The sequence below is a fragment of the Halomicrococcus gelatinilyticus genome (genome assembly GCA_024227995.1).
Lineage (GTDB): Archaea > Halobacteriota > Halobacteria > Halobacteriales > Haladaptataceae > Halomicrococcus > Halomicrococcus gelatinilyticus.
On record CP100465.1, the window covers coordinates 19,175 to 37,203 of the forward strand.

The 18,029-nt window shown below is 59.8% G+C and carries 17 protein-coding genes and 2 pseudogenes; 14 read left to right on the forward strand and 5 right to left on the reverse strand.

Translation table 11 applies throughout. The features are described from left to right. Window positions 1-168: 168 nt before the first annotated feature. The 6 genes and pseudogenes from NKT36_RS00095 to NKT36_RS00120 all read left to right on the forward strand — a co-directional run bounded on the left by NKT36_RS00095 (window position 169) and on the right by NKT36_RS00120 (window position 3,981). On the forward strand, window positions 169-444 hold the full coding sequence (locus NKT36_RS00095; protein WP_327051923.1) for an AbrB/MazE/SpoVT family DNA-binding domain-containing protein: 276 nt from the start codon (window positions 169-171) through the stop codon (window positions 442-444). 131 nt (window positions 445-575) lie between these two features. Next, the gene (locus tag NKT36_RS00100; RefSeq protein ID WP_407652185.1) at window positions 576-941 is read left to right on the forward strand and encodes a hypothetical protein; all 366 of its coding nucleotides are present in this window, start codon (window positions 576-578) and stop codon (window positions 939-941) included. A 213-nt stretch (window positions 942-1,154) separates the two neighbouring features. Then, window positions 1,155-1,560 (forward strand): annotated as a pseudogene (locus NKT36_RS00105) (type II toxin-antitoxin system death-on-curing family toxin). 30 nt (window positions 1,561-1,590) lie between these two features. Beyond that, window positions 1,591-1,761 carry a hypothetical protein gene (locus NKT36_RS00110; RefSeq protein ID WP_327051924.1) on the forward strand — a complete coding sequence of 57 codons (171 nt, stop codon included), beginning with the start codon at window positions 1,591-1,593 and terminating at the stop codon, window positions 1,759-1,761. A 311-nt stretch (window positions 1,762-2,072) separates the two neighbouring features. Further along, window positions 2,073-3,101, forward strand: coding sequence for an LLM class flavin-dependent oxidoreductase (locus NKT36_RS00115; protein WP_327051925.1), 1,029 nt, complete (start codon window positions 2,073-2,075; stop codon window positions 3,099-3,101). Window positions 3,102-3,234: 133 nt separating this feature from the next. After that, on the forward strand, window positions 3,235-3,981 hold the full coding sequence (locus tag NKT36_RS00120; RefSeq protein WP_327051926.1) for an MBL fold metallo-hydrolase: 747 nt from the start codon (window positions 3,235-3,237) through the stop codon (window positions 3,979-3,981). A gap of 179 nt (window positions 3,982-4,160) precedes the next feature. On the opposite strand, the gene NKT36_RS00125 is transcribed toward NKT36_RS00120, so the two are convergent. The 4 genes from NKT36_RS00125 to NKT36_RS00140 form a co-directional block, all read right to left on the reverse strand. After that, on the reverse strand, window positions 4,161-5,417 hold the full coding sequence (locus NKT36_RS00125; RefSeq protein ID WP_327051927.1) for an outer membrane protein assembly factor BamB family protein: 1,257 nt from the start codon (window positions 5,415-5,417) through the stop codon (window positions 4,161-4,163). 535 nt (window positions 5,418-5,952) lie between these two features. After that, entirely contained in the window at window positions 5,953-6,273 is a 321-nt protein-coding gene (locus NKT36_RS00130; RefSeq protein WP_327051928.1) for a 2Fe-2S iron-sulfur cluster-binding protein, read from the reverse strand. Then, window positions 6,274-7,677, reverse strand: a complete 1,404-nt coding sequence (locus NKT36_RS00135) for a selenium-binding protein SBP56-related protein (RefSeq protein WP_327051929.1) — start codon at window positions 7,675-7,677, stop codon at window positions 6,274-6,276. Window positions 7,678-7,905: 228 nt separating this feature from the next. After that, window positions 7,906-8,931, reverse strand: coding sequence for a hypothetical protein (locus NKT36_RS00140; RefSeq protein ID WP_327051930.1), 1,026 nt, complete (start codon window positions 8,929-8,931; stop codon window positions 7,906-7,908). 110 nt (window positions 8,932-9,041) lie between these two features. Here NKT36_RS00140 and NKT36_RS00145 point away from each other — a divergent pair, with 110 nt between their 5' ends. From NKT36_RS00145 to NKT36_RS00170, 7 genes and pseudogenes are all read left to right on the forward strand, one after another. Continuing rightward, on the forward strand, window positions 9,042-9,467 hold the full coding sequence (locus NKT36_RS00145) for an SWIM zinc finger family protein (protein WP_327053404.1): 426 nt from the start codon (window positions 9,042-9,044) through the stop codon (window positions 9,465-9,467). 104 nt (window positions 9,468-9,571) lie between these two features. Beyond that, complete coding sequence (locus NKT36_RS00150; protein ID WP_327053405.1) at window positions 9,572-10,312, forward strand: transcription initiation factor IIB; 741 nt, start codon at window positions 9,572-9,574, stop codon at window positions 10,310-10,312. Window positions 10,313-10,419: 107 nt separating this feature from the next. Next, window positions 10,420-10,947, forward strand: a complete 528-nt coding sequence (locus tag NKT36_RS00155; RefSeq protein WP_327051931.1) for a winged helix-turn-helix domain-containing protein — start codon at window positions 10,420-10,422, stop codon at window positions 10,945-10,947. Then, the gene (locus NKT36_RS19210) at window positions 10,948-11,397 is read left to right on the forward strand and encodes a hypothetical protein (protein ID WP_407652186.1); all 450 of its coding nucleotides are present in this window, start codon (window positions 10,948-10,950) and stop codon (window positions 11,395-11,397) included. Window positions 11,398-11,636: 239 nt separating this feature from the next. Further along, a complete protein-coding gene (locus NKT36_RS00160) occupies window positions 11,637-13,412 on the forward strand; it encodes a globin-coupled sensor protein (RefSeq protein WP_327051932.1) in 1,776 nt (591 codons plus the stop codon). A 381-nt stretch (window positions 13,413-13,793) separates the two neighbouring features. Further along, on the forward strand, window positions 13,794-14,240 hold the full coding sequence (locus NKT36_RS00165) for a hypothetical protein (RefSeq protein ID WP_327051933.1): 447 nt from the start codon (window positions 13,794-13,796) through the stop codon (window positions 14,238-14,240). 628 nt (window positions 14,241-14,868) lie between these two features. Then, window positions 14,869-15,715: pseudogene (locus NKT36_RS00170) on the forward strand (IS5 family transposase). 139 nt (window positions 15,716-15,854) lie between these two features. Here the strand turns inward: NKT36_RS00170 and NKT36_RS00175 are convergent. Next, a complete protein-coding gene (locus NKT36_RS00175) occupies window positions 15,855-17,111 on the reverse strand; it encodes an ABC transporter substrate-binding protein (RefSeq protein WP_327051934.1) in 1,257 nt (418 codons plus the stop codon). Between the two features lie 415 nt (window positions 17,112-17,526). On the opposite strand from NKT36_RS00175, the gene NKT36_RS00180 reads away from it, so the two are divergent. Then, window positions 17,527-18,015: a hypothetical protein gene (locus NKT36_RS00180; RefSeq protein ID WP_327051935.1), complete on the forward strand. Its 489-nt coding sequence runs from the start codon at window positions 17,527-17,529 to the stop codon at window positions 18,013-18,015. Window positions 18,016-18,029: the final 14 nt, after the last annotated feature.

Consider the following 18,029-nt stretch of genomic DNA (forward strand, 5'->3'; position numbering starts at 1 on the left):
CGATCACGCTGGACGCGATGCCCTGCGATGAGAGGTCGACGACTCCGGGCGATTAACTGGAGGTCGGACGGGCCGCCCCGCTCGCCGTATCAAGCTACGGGTACCCCACTGTACCGATCATCCGGAGAAGAATTTTATCTGTTCTCACCAACGTGGGAAGGAGGAACAATGAGTTCAGACGCTGACGCCCTCCGTATCGATACCAAGGGACGCGTCACGATTCCAAAATCGATTCGAGAGCGTCTCAACATCGAGGCCGGTGAACGCGTCGATATCGAGATCGAGGACGGGGCAGTCGTGATCCGGCCCCAGATCTCCCGCGACGAGTTCATTGCCACCATGGACGGTTGTATCACCGAGGAGAACCGGCGTGAGTCCGCCACGCCCACCGATCCCGAAGAACTGAAAGCCGATTGGACCTCCGACCTCCCGAACTCGTCCTAACGAATGGTGTGTCTCGACGCCAACATCTGGATCTACTATCTTGACTCCGAACTCGACGAACACGCTGCCGTGAGCCAGCCTGTCTCGGACCTCCTCGAGACCCAACCCTGTTTACGACGACCGTCCTGCAGATGGAAGTCGTCCACTACCTGCAAAAGCAGCTTGTCGACAGCCAGACCGCCATCGACCGGTTTCTCCACCTCGAGGATACCAAGGTTGCCGAACTCACGCAGGAAGACATCGTCACTGCAACGGCACTGCCCCAGGACCACGCCAACACCGGTATCGGCGGCCGTGATGCGACCGTCCTCGCAGCGATGCACCGCCACGACGTGACCGAACTCTGGACGCACGACACCGGCCTCAAACGACTCGACGACCGTCTCGACTGGCTCACCGTCGTCGATCCGGTCATCGCCGAAGACCTAGAACCGATCGATATCGGTGAAGAGACCGATGCCGTTGACGAGACGGAGAGACAGCCATACGAGAACTAATGTAGGAACTGACAAGCATCCGTGACGGTGACAGTGACTACGACGCACTAGAGGGCAGAAGTTTCGATCGGCAAGTCTGGCTGGGCCGAAGGCAGCATACCTCGGGGAGTGTTACGCGTCACCTCGCCGCTGTCCATTCAAAATTGGTGTGTGCGGACCAGTACAACACGCTCACCAGAAACGATTATTGAGCGGCGTGAGAGAAGTGCGTGTGTGACTGACGACGTCGTCTATCCCTCCGCCGACCTCGTCCTGTACATGCTCGTCCGAGCAGGTCGTTGCGGAAGGCGACGCGACAGAACCAGGAGTTCGATCGGCGAAGCCAATTGACTCCGCGCTACACTACGTCTCGGAAGGGTTCTACGGCGAGGTACCGCAAACGATTCACGAAAAAGCGGTGCATCTCATCCGACTCCTCGTTGCGGAACATCCGTTCGTCGACGGGAACAAGCGAACAGCGCTCCGAACGGTGGTCGTCTTCTATATGCTGAACGGCTACACGTTCGACTACGGCGACGAAGTACGTGCCCTTTTGCACCGATTCGCGACAGACGAGGCCGCAGTCGACACAGAAACGGCGGTCGTCTACCTCAGAGCGTGCGCTCGTCGCAACTGCTAAGCGAATCCACTGAGTACGTTCAGAGTAGAAATGGCGTCCAGTACCGATTCCTCGGCGGCGGCCGACGAAGAAGTCCGTCAACTGTACGAGCGGTATCAGGCAGCCGAGACCGACGAGGAACGCCACAAGATCGCCCTCGAGATGGGGAAGCTTGACGGACGCCGCCACGCGGACATCTATGCGGCACTCGAAAGCGAGTAACCGACCCTCATTCCTCGTGGACTTGACGCTAACCGACAATTGATGAGGCTACGGTCTGCGCGAGGTTGCACACGACAAGCGAAAGCCCTCGGCATCTCGTGGCCACCCGAGACTACGTCTCATCGGCTCTCGTTTGTGTCGCTCACGGGGAACTCAGCACTCGTAACGGCCCGCTCGCGCTGACGATGGTCATGGATAGACGCCTGCCCCTATTGTCCCACGTGTTACGTGAGTACTCATCCAGCTCGAACGCACTGGCGATGGACTGCTGGTAGCCCAACCGTTATAGCTGGCAGACCCCGAGGCCGGACATGGACCTCTCTGTCGTCGACCTCTCTCCTGTGCCTGACGACGGCACCGCGACCGATGCCTACGCGAACACGATCGAGCTCGCGCAACAGGCTGAACGCCTCGGCTACTCGAGATTCTGGGTGGCCGAACACCACGGGATGGCGGACACCATCGCCGGCACGACGCCTGAAGTCTTGCTCGGCCATCTCGCCGCCGAAACCGAGTCGATTCGCCTCGGGTCAGGGGCGGTGTTGCTCAACCACTACAGCCCGTTCAAAGTCGCCGAAGAGTTCGGCGCGCTGGACGCGCTCGCGCCAGGGCGGATCGACGCAGGGCTCGGGCGGGCGAACGGCTCGCCGGCTGCCGACCAGGCTCTTGGGACGGAACGGCGCGTCGAAAATCCAGACGAAGACCACGCCGAGAAGATAGAGGCGGTCGTGAACCACCTCTACGACGATTACCCTGCCACTCACGCGTACAGCGACCTGCACATTCCTCGCTCCGGCGAGGACGAACCCAGACCGTGGGTGCTCGGGTCGAGCCCCTCCAGTGCCACCATCGCGGGCGAACTCGGGTTACCCTACTGTTTCGCGGCGTTCATCCGGCCGCAGTTCGCGCCAGACGCGTTCGAGACGTACCGCGAGCACTTCCAGCCGTCACGGTTGGCCGGCGGAATCGAAGACCCGCAGGGGATGCTTGCGGTGAACGCCGTCTGTGCAGAGACCGACGACGCGGCGGCGCGACAACGCGCCGTCGCCGAGGCGTCGTACAAGCGGATGCAACGTGGCGTCGTCGGGGCACCCTCGTCCGTCGAGGCGGCCATCGACGAACTCGGTGGGGTCCCCGAGCCGACACCTGCGACACTCGATTCCGGAGAGTGGCCGCGGGCGATGTCCGGGAGCCCCGACACGCTCGCTGGTCTCTTCGAGCAACTCACCGAGCGCGTCGACGTCGAGGAGGTGATGATCCAGCACGTCGTTGCCGACCACGACGACGCGCTCCGGTCCCACGAACTCCTCGCCGAGGGCGTCGGACTCACACCCCGGTGACGAGCCGGCCCGAACCGTGCGCGCCATCTTTTAACACACTGCTGCGCGAAGTGTCTAGCGGCGTCCGCTGCGTCGAATACGTGCAGTCTCCGGCGTCGGTGTTGCAATGGACGCCACCGGAGGGGGACGAACCATGGCAATCACCGACACAGCGTTCGAAATCGCTGACGGCGTCTATCGATGCGGCAGCGACCGCGTCAACTGGTACCTCATCGAGGAGGACGACGCACTCACCGTCGTCGACACGGGCTTTCCAACCCACTGGCAGCAGTTGCTCGACCGTCTCGATGCACTGGGCTACGAACTCGCGAACGTCGACGCCTGCCTGCTGACCCACGCCCACCCCGACCACATCGGATTTGCCGAACGACTCCGTGAGTTCGAAGATATTCCGGTCTGGCTGCATGCGGCCGGCCGACGACGTGCGCGAGCCGGGGGTGACCCGCCGCTCGGCGGACTCGTGAAGAACCTCTGGCGGCCGGCCGTCCTGCGGTATTTCGTCGAAGTCGTCCAGTCAGACGGAACGTCGATTCCCCCCGTGACAGCAGTCGAAACAGTGGCCGATGGGGACGAACTCGACGTCCCGGGGCACCCACGGGTGATCCACGTGCCCGGTCACACCGAGGGCGACGTTGCGTTCTATCTTCCCGACCGTGATGCACTCCTCTGTGGCGATGCACTGGCCACGGTCGACTTCGAAACGTGGCAGGGCAATCGCCCGCAACTCCTGCCACCCTGGCTGAACGTCGACCATGCGCAAGCACGAGCATCCCTCGATCGCTTCGAATCACTTGGCGACGTCGTCCTACTGCCGGGCCATGGCGACCCATGGACCGGACGATTGACCGAGACCATTCGTGCTGAACAGATTCGGTCGTAGCGCGCTGTCGTCACTCACGACGCCGGTGTGACCAGCGCGATTGCGTCAGCCGGGACACTGTTCAGTGCTGCATGAGGGCCCGCTCGCCGCTGCCGCCTCCCGTATTCTTGCTCACTGGCGTCCCGCTCACTGCGTTTGTGGAACTGTCGTCCGCCCGTCTCGCAGGAATGGAGGGTTAGTCAGTCTGACAGCACGACGAGAGTCCCGCCACCGGCGTCGGAACTCCAGGAGACGGGCACGTAGAGCCGTCCATCGGCAGCAATGGCGTCGAAACTGATATTCCCCGGTTGGTCAACGGTCCACCGCGTCTCGCCGGTTCGACGGTCGACAGCGTAGGTCGTCACTCGCTCGTCCAACTGGGATTTCTCCGTCGTCACGATGACCGACCGCTCCGTCACGAGCGGACGCGTTCCGAGATTCACGCTTTCACCGGCAGCGAGGTTCCTGCGCCACTGCTCGGTTCCATCCCTCGTCGCATAGGCGACGAGATCACCTGCCGCAGTAGTGACGAACAGTCGGCTACTGTCAGTTGCGACGCCGGACGCCGCGGTCACTTCGGTCGTCCAGCGGCCGTCACCGGTCGCGACGTCGACGGCATGGAGCCTGTCGAGACTCGGGATATACGCCGACCCATCCGCCACGGTCGGCGTTCCGAAACTGCTGTCGGCCTGGTACACCCACTCCGTATTGCCCACCCGTGGGTCGATTGCGACGACGGTCTCGATGATGCCGGTCGTGTAGAGAACGTAGCCACCGCCAGCAGTCGGTGGAGAGCGAGAGGCACGGTCGGCGCCAGTATGGTAGGCCCACCGAGTGTGCCCGCGCTCGTCGAACGCCAGTAGGTCATCGCCGGTGGAGGCGACGACCGTGTTCTGATAGCCGACCGCGGCATCGTTGACTGAATCGTTCGTCTCGTGTCGCCACCGCGGCCGTCCGTCCCGCGCGCTGAGTGCATATATCCCGTTCCCACCGACATACACCGAGCCGCGATAGACGATCGGCGGACACCCCGAGAACCCCCACCCTCTACTTGGCAAGTCGCGCCGCCACTCCTGGCTCCCGTCGTCCGTCCGGAGTGAGAACACCGCGCTACCAGCGGATCCATCGCTCCCCTCTGACTTCGACGTCCCCCTGCCATGGACGATGACCCGATTGCCGACGACAACCGGTGGCACCATCCCTCCCGTGAGAGTGAACGTCCATTCCTCACTCGGGTCGTCAAGTCTGGTCGCCCGCGCGAAGCCGGTGTGGCGAGGGTTTCGGCCGTACTGGGGCCAACCAGCAGGTTCGTCAGGTAACGGCTCGGTCGTGCCGTCCGCGGTCTTCGGCCAGTCCTCTCCGAGAAGACCGAACCGGTTCGTCGCACAGCCTGCAAGCGACGCGACACCGACCGTTCCGGTCGCGGTAAGAAATTCCCGGCGCGAGTGGAGGGCCATACGCCACATTCAATCAATTTGCGTTAAATGTTGGCCTACGTGAATTTTGTGTTAGCAATGGAGTCAGAATCGACCGCTGTTACAGTGGGTATCCAACCGGCAGGTTCGCTGTTTCCTGCCTGTATTGGGCTGGACGCGAGGCCGACTAACTACTCACGTAGTCGGAGGTCGCAGAGACTGCAGATGTCTCCTCGACCACGATTTGGTATCACTAGGATGCGCTGATGAATTGGCCGTGTAGCACGCTCAGTCCTGACCGCGATAGGGAAGCGTCTCACTCGCCGTCACCGGGTGGTCGACCATCCACTTCCCCGAGCGCGGTCGCTGGTGGGACGAATAGCCAACTGACGCCATTCTTTTTTGCTGTGTGCCGGACCGGACCCAGGCCCTACCGCCCCACCCTCCGCTCCGTGCTCGCTCCATTTCGGAACTGCGCGCGCAGCCACGACCTGGCTAGGATCTGGATCGACGACGGTGAGCGCGCACCTGTGGAGCCCATGCTTCATGAACTCTCGCTCGGATCACGTGACGTCAGTCATTTCCACGGGTTGGGCACGAGGTCGGCCTGAACTCTCGCACCGACCTCGATTCGGCAGTCGGAACGGGGCTCAGCCACACAGAGCAGGACGTAGCCGTCCCGTCGGTGATGCGGTTTCAACGCGCGCGGCCGTTCGACGTGGACGAGGTCACCGTCGAGCAGGCGTCCGATACAGGTTCCACAGGCCCCGTACAGACAGCCATAGGGGACGCCGAGACCCGCGCGCTCGGTGGCATCGATGACGGTTTCGCCCTCCGCGACCGAGAGCACTGCCTCGCGGCCGTCGCGCCATTCCAGTTGTACCTCGTGAGTGACCATCTACTGCCAGACGTCGCTGGTGCAATCGCCGCCCGGCCAGCGGATCTCGTGGGCACGGGCCGGGCCGCCCGGCGCGTCGCCGAAGTCGACGAGGAAGTCTTCGTCGAGTTCCATCCGTCCCTCGTCGGGATAGACGTCCGCCTTCAGCATCACCGATCCGTTCTCGCCGATCTCGGGGTAGAACTGGTTGTCCCACGAGGAGAACAGTGAGGTCGTCCAATAGACGCGCTTCCCGTCACGTGAGAGCTGAAGCATCTGGGGCGCTCCCCTGATCTCGGTGCCCTGGACTTCCTGTCGGTCGCCGAAGTTGCCGCCGGCCCAGATCTGGTCGACCAGCCGCGGATTCCCGAAGTCGCTCACGTCGTACATCCGGACGTCGCCGTGCAGCCAGTTCGAGAAGAAGAGATACTGGTCGTCAAGCGAGAGGACGATGTCCGTCACGAGACCGGGGACTGGCATCTCCCAGTCGGGATGTTCGCGCGGTTCGATGTCGATCACCGTCTCCCAGTCCCAGACGCCGTCGCTTTCCTCCCAGAAGCGAAGGATGTTCGAGGAGAGCGCCGCGCCGACGTACCCCTGGGTTTCCTCCGGGTCGTGCGGCATCCGGATCTCGAGGGGGATCTGTCCGTCTTCGCCAAACGTCAGCGTTTGCTCGTGTTCTTTGGTGTTCCAGTCCCAGATGTGAATGCTGTCACCGTACTTGCCCTCTTCAACCTCGTCAAGGTCGAAGCCGGGATAGTAGGTTTTCGGCGCTGCCCACTCCGTCGAGACCATCACGTCGTGGCGCGGCTGGTACCAGTAGTCGTACTGCATTTCCACGTCTCCGCGGTCGTCCTCCCAGTGACCGTCGATGGAGAAGTCGTCTTGATCGATCTGGAGGAAGCCCCCTGGAAGTTCGCCGTCGGCGTTCCCGAGCATGCTGATGACGATCTTGCCCTCGGGAACACAGTGGACCGTATGCGGCGCTGAGAGGTCGTGTTCGAACACTTCCTCGGGTTCGATGACCGCCTCGATCTCTGAATTGCGTGGGTCGGATGCGTCGATGATGTGGATACGCGAGGATCGCTGTCCGGGGACGATCAGGTGGTCGCGCGTCAACCCTTCGGTGTGACACGAGGAGGAACAGGTGTTCCAGCCGAAGTGGTGGAGCTCATCGCCCTTGTTCGGCATCTCGACGGTGTCGATCAGTTCGCCGTAGGTGTCGGAGTCTGGGTCCACGTCGACGACGCCGACGAAATCGGGTCCGTCGACGTCCATTCCGACCCGGAGTCCCATGACGAAGGCTGTCTTCTCGCGCTCGGACTCGGTGCGCATCGCCGCAGGCGTCGGATACCCTGGCCCCTCCACTTCGTGGTGTTCGTGTCCGTGTCCTTCGGCCGTGGTGTTGGGTTCGTTACTGCTCATTGCAGGAAGAGACATAGACGAGGCCATCATAAATAATGGTTAGGGATGTTTCAGGTCTAGCAACGCCTCGTGTGGTATCGATTCGACGGTAGGACGCTACTGACCACCGCGGCCACGCGGACGATGCTCGAACAGCCGTACCACAGAGATCGACCTCGCGTCCGTTTGAGGTGGCGCCTGATGCACTGGCCCACCTGTCCTGCTTGAATGCGCTTGATTCCGACCCAGCTATTGGTACTGTGGCTCGAATCGGAGCGCCTCCGAGTCAAAGGAGTAGGCTGTAATGCCAGCGTCCTCGCAGCGCTCCTCGAGATCTGCGGGCAGAATATATGGGTCGTCAAATTCCGAGTCGAGAAGATGGTGGAACACTACGCTCACTTCTTCGTCATCCGTATCGACGACGACGGCGAGGTCAGGGTCGTCGTAGTCCGGTTTGATGACGTAGTCACCTGGCGTAAACGGGTAGTCTGCGTGTTCGAGGTTCGTATGCTTGTAAGTGTAGAGCTTGATGTCCTGGTCGTCGCAGTAGGACGCGAGCTTCGCGGGGTGGATCTCACGCCAATTACCAGGGCCATCGTCGAGCATGTTCGGGAAGGCAACGCTGACGGCTTCGCCTTCCATCTCCTGCCCGTAGAGCGTCGCGTTCTCCTCCGGCGGTAGCACCTCCACGACCACAGCCACGGACGCATCATCCTCGCCGGCTTTCACCACGCGGTCACCGGGCCTGAACGGACTCTGTGGTTTCTGGTTCAGGTGGGCTGTGTTCGGGCCGAGGTCGTGGAGTTCGTTCATCGGGCGAGCAGCCAGATGTGCGAGCTTCTCCGGTTCGTCGCCGGAATACTCCTCCTGAGTGTTGACCTTTGATTTGAGCGTCTCCGTGCGTTCCCAGCCGAGGAGGATGAGCGCGTCCTCGTTGTCTCGGTGCCAGGCCATGACGATGATGTCGTCGTCCGGGTCGTTCTCGATGAGGTCGCGCGGGCGGAACGCGGAGACGTCCCGTGATGTTTTCACGTCGATTTCGTAGCCGAACACTTCGAAGTCGTGCCCGGAGAAGCTCTCGGGGTTACAGCGACGGAGGGCCTCTTCGTTCTGCCATTCCCACATCTCGACGGGCAGGTACTCCCGGCAGAACTGCTCGAACGCGAGCTCACCGAGGTTGCCGATCCGTTTGACGTCGACGTCATCCGCTCCCTGGATGACTGCCTGATGGTGTGCTCGCGCTCGGTCTATTTCATCCGGCGTATACAGATACATTATATTATAATTCTCTGATTGTGTGATGTATCTTACCCTTGTACGGCGTCGACCTGAGCAGTTTTTCTGCGCCGCAAGGGGGGCGACGCTCCCACGAGCGCCACCCCACCATGCCCAAATCACTTCTCGACAGACTCGACCCGACGAACCGCATCCTGAAACGCGCCCAGTACGAGGCGTTCGCATTCGCACTGCTCGACGGCGACGTCCAGGTCCGCAACGAGAGTCACTCCGATCCCGACGACCACGAGTATCGCGTCACCATCCAGGACGGCGTCCCGGTCGCCTGCGAATGTCCCGCCGACGAAACGTACGACGGGCCCTGCAAACACCGCGTCGCGGTCGCCATCCGGCCACGCATCCTCGAAGTCGTGGCTACGATACAACTTGTCGCAGACGGCGGCCGGGACGTCGACGACCACACGCCGTCTGCTGACCCAGAACCTGACTCACCCGAGAATTGCGATTGCGACGACCTCGGCGAGTTCCCATGCTGGGAGTGCGTCCGGACTTCCCGGCGTGATCTCCCCGACTGAACCAGATTTAGGAACGACGGTTGCCCGCTAGTCGTCCGCCAGAGTCGTTTTTCACCCCCAGGGAGGGGTGCGGGGTGCACAGCGAGCGCCTCGCAGTTCGACCAATGGCAACGAACCCAGTCTACGAGCGCTGCTTCGACGAGGACGAATCGACCGAAAACAGTGCGGTGTGTCCCGAGTGTAACGGCGAGGTCAGAACGAACAAAGCGGAAACGGTCTGTGCCGACTGCGGACTCGTCATCGACGAGCAGCGAATCGACCACGGGCCGGAATGGCGGTCGTTCAACGACGAACCAACGTCGCGAAAACGCACGGGCGCGCCACTAACGGCAGCGCGCCACGACCGTGGGCTCTCGACGACCATCGGCCACGGCACCGACGCGAACGGCAACACGCTCTCCGGACGCAAGCGAAAGCAACTGGGCCGCCTGCGCCGCGAGCAGTCCCGCGGCCGCTTCCAGTCGAAAGCCGAGCGCAACCTCGCACACGGGATGACCGAGATCCGCCGACTGACGAGCGCACTCGAACTCCCCAAGACGACCCGCGACCAGGCGTGCCAGCTCTTCCGCACGGCGCAGGACGACTACAAGTTCCACTACACCGATTCGAATGGCGTCGATCTCCGGTGGGGAAGCCATCCGCACGCGGATGACTACGTCAACGTGAGTGGACTCGAACACTACCACCCGCCACCGAACGCCTCATCAGACCCACGCGAAGTTGAGGATTCCTGCATCACCCAATCGCCAGTGACGTTGGTGACCCGAGCGGTCCTTACGCTCTGGCGCGCCGCCTACCACTCCGAGTCATTCACGCCCCTCAATGCAGGTCGCAATCCGCCTTGACCACCAGACGAGGAGTGACGGTTGGTGAGTGGGCTCTACCCCATTGCATAATCGCACATATTTGAGCGAGGAGAAGATATATTGAACAGTGCCACGTAGGATTAGCTATGACCGAGTTCGACCCAGCTCCGGATACCGACACCGCTCAGCAACGGTGGCAAGAGGGGACCGACACGTTCGGTCGCGTCTACGATGTCGCCCTCGGCGTCACGTCGCCGACCGCCTACACCGAGATCGCGGAGCTTGCGGACTGCTCGGCGAACGCCGCGAAGAAGCATCTCGAGCGGCTTGCAGAGATGGGCATCGTCCGTGCGGGCCGAGACAGTCGCCCTGCTCGCTACGAACGGAACGAGGGCTATCTTGAATGGCAGGATGCCAGCCGGATCGCGGACGGCCTCACCATCGACGAGATCATCGACCGCGTGCAGACGCTCGAAGACCAGCAGGCGGAGTACGAAGAGCAGTTCGAGACCACGGACCCCTCGGACGTCTCCGTGTTCGACCACGACGACCACCAGACCATCCACGAGCGGATGCGTGCGGTCAGTGAGTGGCAGAGTGTGATCCGGGATATTCGGCTGTATGAACTCGCTCGACAGCTCTCACAGAACGATGGTCATCTGATTCCGGCATAGATGAGTCCGCCACCAGACAGCTCTGGGGCAGGCGCAACTGGGCCACGGGATCGACAGACGTTGCGCCTGCTCGAGCGACACCTCGCGTCGGACTCGCTCGTCGCCGAGACGGCATTCGACCCTGATTCTTACGAGCCGCGACTCCTCGATGTAAGCCTCGATGCTGGACGGTATCCCGAGTCAGTCACTGCTGCCAGACTCGACATTCGGTGGTTCACGACGGGTGACTTCTCGATTCACTACGTCGAAGAACGCGATGGAAACGACCAGTGGGAATGTCGCTGGGATCGCCATCCGAACACGCACGACAGTCGGTTACACTTCCATCAGCCACCGACTGCAGCGTCGATCACTGACCTCTCCCTGTCGTCGCTGCATCCCCTCGACGTTTACTCGACAGTGCTAACTGCGATAGATCAACGTGTCGAGACACTCTGGTCAGACGAGTGACCTCCGGAATATCGTATCAAAATATCTATGATTCTAATAGGGCCTGTCGTTCCCAGGAGGTGTGAGTGTCGGAATCGAGCTCTATGAGATTCCACTGCAGTGATGGTTTAGGGAGTTGTGCAAATAGATAGTGTGTATCTTGGACACAGTCCGTTTGCATATATACGATGTAGCATTAGTAGTATATTATATGTGATAATTGGGCGAAGGACTATATAATAGTGTTTAAATAAATATGTATGTCGCAGCCCTCCTATGGAAGAAGAGACTTTGGCGAAGGCGGATTGAACAAACAATTGAACGTCGATTCACTTCTCCGAGGGATCGACCTCGACCAATCCGAAATCGAATGGCGCAAAGATTTCATTGGCTTCGATCAAGACGACGCCCGCCGCTTGCAACAGTATGAAGACCTCTTTCGGACGAACGCCGACCAAATCGCGGACGATTTCTATGAGAATCTCACTGACTACGAACAAACTGATGATATCATTGGACAGTCCGAGAAAGGAGTTAGCGAGCTAAAACGAACGCAGTCTGCGTATCTCGTGACGCTCGCCACCGGCGAATACGGAGAGGACTACTTCCGTGATCGTGCCCGCATTGGCAAACTCCACGACCTCCTGGATATGCCGATGAAACACTATCTCGGCCAGTACGGCGTCTACTACGACCTCATCCTTCCACTCATCGGTGACCGCCTGACCGACGCACTCACCCAGCGATTGACCGGTGTCGAGACAGATGGCGGAGTAGTCACCCAGCAGACCAGAACCGCTGGCGAATCTTCGACCAAGAGTGAGACCCACGGCACCGACCCGACCGCAGACACGATAGAAGCAGTCATCGAAGAGGAGGTGAACGACACGATTCAGGACCTGCTCGCAATCCTTCGTCTCATCAATCTCGACATGCAGGTCGTCACGGACACGTATATCCACTCCTACAGCCAGCAACTCGAAGATGAGGTCGAACGCAACGAGCAGTTGATGGCACAGGTACAGCAGGAGGTGCAGACCCCCGTCGAAGAGCTGAACACGACGTCCGAGAACGTCGCCGAGAGCGCTGCAGAGATTTCTGAGACGAGTGAGACACAGGCCGAGCAGATGGACGAGATTGCGTCTGAAGTCTCGAACTTCACAGCAACCGTCGAAGAGATCGCATCGACGGCCAATCAGGTCGAAACCACGAGCGAACACGCCGAGCAACTCGCACAGGACGGCACAGCGTCGGCGGACGACGCCACAGAGGTGATGACTGACATCCATGCTGCTGCGGAGACTGCCCGTGATGACGTGCGTCAGCTCCAGGATGAGGTTCAGGAGATCGACGAGTTTGCCGACGCGATCAACGACATCGCCGACCAGACGAACATGCTCGCGTTGAATGCCCAGATAGAGGCCGCCCGCGCTGGCGAGGCCGGCGAGGGCTTCGCCGTCGTCGCCGAGGAAGTAAAGAGCCTCGCCGAAGAGTCCCAGGAGAACGCCGACAATGTCGACCAGCGCATTGCAACCGTTCAGAACCACACCGATGAGACTGTCGAGAGCCTCACCGACATGACCGAGCACGTCGAGCAGGGCATCGACCGGGTGCAGGAGACGATCGAGAACTTGACTGAGATCGCTGAGGCAGTCTCAGAAACTGCTGACGGGATCAGTGAAGTGTCGACCGCAACCGACGACCAGGCGGCAAGCAGTGAAGAAATCGCCGCGATGGTCGACGAGGTTGTTGACCAGGCCGAGCGGGTGGCGGAGGAGGTTGATGACCTGGCTGCAGCAAATCGACAGCAAGCAGCGATGGTGACTGAGGTCGAAGATTCAGTCGAGCAGTTGACAGACGGTGGTACAGCAACGGACGGTGGACGGCCATTGCAGACAGGCGAGGCATCACCTGACGACGTGTCACTACCGGACGACTTGACCGATGAGATACCCGACGTTGTCGTCGACCAACTTGCGGATGAGCAACTCCAGCAGATCGCCCGCGGCGACCTTGAACCAACAGACGTACTGTAACTGTTCAATGGAGAACTGCGGAATCGGTCAGGCACACGAGTGGGAGGCCGGGATTCGAACGAGAGTACGGTGATCCGTTCGGGGTCAAGCTCCGAGGCACTCGGCCTGCTCAGCCTGTAGAATATGGGTCGGGTCCGATAAACGGCGCTAGAATTGCCACTTGTGTGCTGTTTTGCTGAATGCACCCTCTATTGAGCAGCCAAGATATCAGGAAACGTTATCACCAAACTTCCGACCGGAGATGTCAACGGGGCAGAGCCTATAGGATTCAAACGAGAGTTCATCTACCGATTTATTGACAGAGACGTTCAGCATAGGAACAACAGAGTTTGCTGTAAACGCACGGGAAGCGGAAACTTCGTCCTCCACGTCACGGACGAGTTGAGTGATGTCAGCGGCGATCTCTCGGACCACGTCGAATACGCGCAGTACAACGCTGTGTCTCATAAGGAGAGAGCAGAAGAACGGAAGTCCGACGAGTACCTTGCTGCGGCTGTCGTTGACCTGCTCTATGCGTATGCCTACACCTCTGCCATCCCGGTGCTGAAGTCGGCTGACTTCGACGATGTCGATGAGGAGACGCTGGAGGTGGAGCAAGAACTCACCGCCGATCACTATAACCGGCGTGCTACTGGAAACCTGAAGAGCGCAGAGCGGTTACTGATGCGGATGGCAAGTCTGGAATACAACTCCGGCGTCGAATCATTCGGAACTTCCCGAGCGATGGACGACCAGACGGAAGCTGAGCGAGCATATCACCACGCTATTGTTACTGAGGAGTTCCTCAACGCAACAGACACGATCTACGAGAAGTTCAATCTAATTTAATCGGTAGTCTCCGCTTTCTTACTACTTTGGCCCACGGTCCCTCAACAGTATTAACATGATAGCATCGAACAGATGAATTGGTGACTATCACACTTACGTAGGGGTTCACAGTGGTCGAGGTAAGATCTTCTCAAGAAGAACAACTACTGTAGCCTTCTCCCTCGATATGGAGGTCTTCACCCTGCGTGAGCCGCACAACAGGTAGTACACATGAATCACTCTCGTCTGCGAAGAGAGAGAGGTCCTGTGTTGCTGTCTGATCTGAGGTTGTGATTTCGAGCGTGTAGACACCTGGCTTGTCGACTGGCTGCTCGATCACTACCGCTTCATTTGCACTTATGACCCGACTCGCTTTGAAGACAGTTTCCGCTGCCGTGAGCACTTCCACAGTGAATTTGACATCTTTGGGCGCGAGATTTTCGATTTCGATACCAATTATAGACGGTTCGATCGGTTGTTCCTGTTGGAAGCTACATCCAGCTCCAATCACCAGGAGTGCAGAGACAGACGCTTGGAGGTATCGGCGTCGGTGCATACTTCAACTTTTTAATCGTCTAATATATTCTGTTTATTGGGCCTTGTTGAAACCCTTGCTGACAAACAACACTGGTGAGTAGCTGGAGAGGAGATGGATGTTCTCCCGAAGTCACGGCTTCTTCAATTCGTTGAACGTGCGATGGTGTTGGCTCGCCGTGCTGTCACACGGTTTTCGACTCGCTACTCGCGGAAACGATTCACGCTCCGGCAACATGTCGTCCTGCTCTGTCTCAAGATCAAAAAGACGACCACGTACCGTGACCTCGTTGATGAACTCATCGAGATGCTCCGCATTCGAGACGCCCTTGACCTCGATTCCCGCACCCTCGACACTCTGTAAGGCGTTCGACCGCTTGGAGATGGCCGTCTGGCGTGTTCTCCTGAACGTCTCACTCGCGGATCTACCGCTGAACGGTGTCACCGGCATCGATGCATCCGGGTTCGAACGGGCTCATGCATCAACGCACTACACGAAGCGAACGAACCTCACTATCCAGCAATTGAAGACGACGCTGTTGGTCGATACGACGACCAATGCCGTTCTCGATATTCACGTCACGACTACGCGGAAACACGATACGCAAATTGCGCCACAGGTAGTGAAACGGAACGCAGCGTCGATTGTGGTCTTGACCGGTGACAAGGGATACGACGACCAGAAACTCCGGCGGCTTGCCCGTGACCATAATATTCGACCACTGATCAAGCACCGGGAGTTTACCCCACTCCACAAAGCGTGGAATACACGGCTGGATAGCGATCTCTACCATCGGCGGAACATGAACGAGACAGTCAACGCGGCGATCAAACAGAAATTCGGTGCATTCGTACGGTCACGCCTTTGGTGGAAGCAGTTCCGGGAACTCGTCATCAAGTGCGTCGTTCACAACCTCGAACGAGGCCTCGCCATTTCACAAGAGGGGCGCGAATGTCTGTGATTCCGAGAGGAACGGACTGGTGAATATAGAGTACGTATGCAGCAGCTCGTCGCGCTTTGATTCGCACTGGAAGACTGAACATTCCGAAGTGAGGTACGTGTGTATTGAGCGCCGAGAATGGACGTGAGCGACTCCGGAGTTAGATGTCGCCGTTGAGGATGTCGCTGACGCGCTGGCGGTCGAACAGCTGATTCTCTTCGGCAACGTCGAGTGGTGCGTCCAGATCGAGTTCGCCGAACTCCTCGGGATAGAACAGCCGTGCGGTCAGTTCCGTCTGGAAGGCGTTGATGAGCGGCCCCTGTTCCGCAGTCGGTCCCGGAATCACGCGCCCCTCCTGGACCGCGGTGAGCTGGCTCCCGACGTCGTCCTCTTCCATCGGCGTGACGAACTGCTCGCGGAACTGGTCGGCGTCGAACGCGCCGTCGCCGCCGAAGGTCACCGACCCGGTCGTGATGCCCCAGTGGACGACGATGATCTCCGGATCGACTTCCAGCAACGTCTCGTAGTCGGTCAGGCCGTACTGGCCGGTCTCGACGCCGGCGAACGCGTCCGATTCGACAAGGCCGAGGTCTCGGTACGGCTTCATCTCGTAGCCATCGTCCTCCAGATAGAGGACGTAGAACTCCCCGTTCTCGGGGGACGAACCGCTGTTTATCAGGCCGATAGACGGCGTCTCAGGGTCGTCGGGGAGCCGCGACTGGACCTCAGACTGGAGGTCCTCGTGGAGGTCGAGCCACGCCTCGGTCCGCGCTCGCTCGTCCAGCACAGTGCCGACTTTGTCGAACGCCTCCAGCATCGACGGGGCCTGTTCGGGGTAGCCCATCTCCTGCTGCCACTCGTTACGGAAGCGACGGTTCATACACCCAAAGAAAGGCGCGACGTTCGACTCAATCTCCTCGACGTCGGAGTCGTCCCAGTTGTCGTCCCACGCCTGGATCAGGTTCGGATCGATGAGGAACGCGTCTGGATCGTGTTCGTAGAAGACCTCCTTGGGCATCCCGCCGTCCTGCCACAGCGGCGGCCAGTCGTTGTCGTATTCGATGTCGAGCGGGTCGTAGAACAGGGTAGGCCCGCTCAGCCTGTCTGTCTGGAGTTTGTCCGCTTGCCCGAGCGAGATTACCATGTCTGCCCACGCCATCGAGTAGGTCGTGACCGACTCGGGAACGGCCTCGAACTCGACCTCGCCGACGGGGAACATCTCGACCGTGTAGGGTCCGTCGTCCGGCGTGGCCGTCTCAGTCTGGTCGTCCGTCGCAGTTTCCGTCTCGGTGGGCGTCGATTCGGAATCGGACTGTCCCGCACATCCGGCGAGCAGTCCCCCACCGACGACTGCTCCGCCGTACTTCATATAGTCTCTGCGCGTCGGTGCTTCGTGCCTACCGCTCTCTTCAGCCATATGGTTTAGGCTCACCTAAACAATATAACGGCTTCGGTCTTTAGACGGCTTTGCCCAACAGACCCCGTGACCGATATGCGCGCTGTATTCAGCAGGACTGCTGAAACATATCATCTAGTGAGGGTTTCAACAAGGCCGTTTATTGTAACTCATGTGTTAATTACATCGTTGCAGAGCTATTATAGGCTATCTTGGCAACTCAGATAATCGAGGTCCAATCCCAATTTCTCACTTCCCATAACGATACCTGGCATTGATTGCACTTTCGCAGTCCGCTACCAGAACCAGGCCAAACACTTGCTAACGATTACTTTGAATTCGCCTGGCGATGCCGGCACAAGTTTTTTGCGCCGGCGATGGGTGCCGGCGCAGCAGGCAGTGCCGAACTGGTGCGTCGGCAGGACGGTGACACCCGATGCATCAGGTCATCTACACGCTTGTGGAGGCATCGACGCAAGAAGACGCACTGGTCGCTGGCAAGACGGTGTTCGGGCGGCTCATCGGCGCTGGCCCGCACACCGACGCGGTGTTCGACTACTACGTCACCTTCGACGAAGTGCGAGACGGCGTGGGGAAGGACCGGTGGGGAGACCTGCCGGTTGCGGCTCCGGTTGCGTCCGCCGAGGGCTGTGAACTCCTGGAGCGCGGCTGGCAGGCGACGACGAGCGAGTTCGAGCGCCATCTCGACCGGGTACGGGACGTGCTCGACGAGTTCAGCGACGACGAGATTATGCGCAACGAAGACCTCGCCCGCCACGCCTTCCACGAAGTCGGGTCGTACGAGGGGCCCTCGATCTACCTGTACGATCAATACGGCAACGGCATTCGTGATCCAGACCAACTCGACCGCACCCTCGACGAAAGCGACGATCTCTGGATCGTGCCCGCCGACGTTCACTTTTAAAGGAGTGGATGCAG

Bases quoted from the DNA above. Each gene is read 5' to 3' on its own strand.
- NKT36_RS00095 (WP_327051923.1), top strand. From the start codon at position 169: ATGAGTTCAGACGCTGACGCCCTCCGTATCGATACCAAGGGACGCGTC.
- NKT36_RS00100 (WP_407652185.1), top strand. From the start codon at position 576: ATGGAAGTCGTCCACTACCTGCAAAAGCAGCTTGTCGACAGCCAGACC.
- NKT36_RS00110 (WP_327051924.1), top strand. From the start codon at position 1,591: ATGGCGTCCAGTACCGATTCCTCGGCGGCGGCCGACGAAGAAGTCCGT.
- NKT36_RS00115 (WP_327051925.1), top strand. From the start codon at position 2,073: ATGGACCTCTCTGTCGTCGACCTCTCTCCTGTGCCTGACGACGGCACC.
- NKT36_RS00120 (WP_327051926.1), top strand. From the start codon at position 3,235: ATGGCAATCACCGACACAGCGTTCGAAATCGCTGACGGCGTCTATCGA.
- NKT36_RS00125 (WP_327051927.1), bottom strand. From the start codon at position 5,417: ATGGCCCTCCACTCGCGCCGGGAATTTCTTACCGCGACCGGAACGGTC.
- NKT36_RS00130 (WP_327051928.1), bottom strand. From the start codon at position 6,273: ATGGTCACTCACGAGGTACAACTGGAATGGCGCGACGGCCGCGAGGCA.
- NKT36_RS00135 (WP_327051929.1), bottom strand. From the start codon at position 7,677: ATGAGCAGTAACGAACCCAACACCACGGCCGAAGGACACGGACACGAA.
- NKT36_RS00140 (WP_327051930.1), bottom strand. From the start codon at position 8,931: ATGTATCTGTATACGCCGGATGAAATAGACCGAGCGCGAGCACACCAT.
- NKT36_RS00145 (WP_327053404.1), top strand. From the start codon at position 9,042: ATGCCCAAATCACTTCTCGACAGACTCGACCCGACGAACCGCATCCTG.
- NKT36_RS00150 (WP_327053405.1), top strand. From the start codon at position 9,572: ATGGCAACGAACCCAGTCTACGAGCGCTGCTTCGACGAGGACGAATCG.
- NKT36_RS00155 (WP_327051931.1), top strand. From the start codon at position 10,420: ATGACCGAGTTCGACCCAGCTCCGGATACCGACACCGCTCAGCAACGG.
- NKT36_RS19210 (WP_407652186.1), top strand. From the start codon at position 10,948: ATGAGTCCGCCACCAGACAGCTCTGGGGCAGGCGCAACTGGGCCACGG.
- NKT36_RS00160 (WP_327051932.1), top strand. From the start codon at position 11,637: ATGTCGCAGCCCTCCTATGGAAGAAGAGACTTTGGCGAAGGCGGATTG.
- NKT36_RS00175 (WP_327051934.1), bottom strand. From the start codon at position 17,111: ATGGCTGAAGAGAGCGGTAGGCACGAAGCACCGACGCGCAGAGACTAT.
- NKT36_RS00180 (WP_327051935.1), top strand. From the start codon at position 17,527: ATGCATCAGGTCATCTACACGCTTGTGGAGGCATCGACGCAAGAAGAC.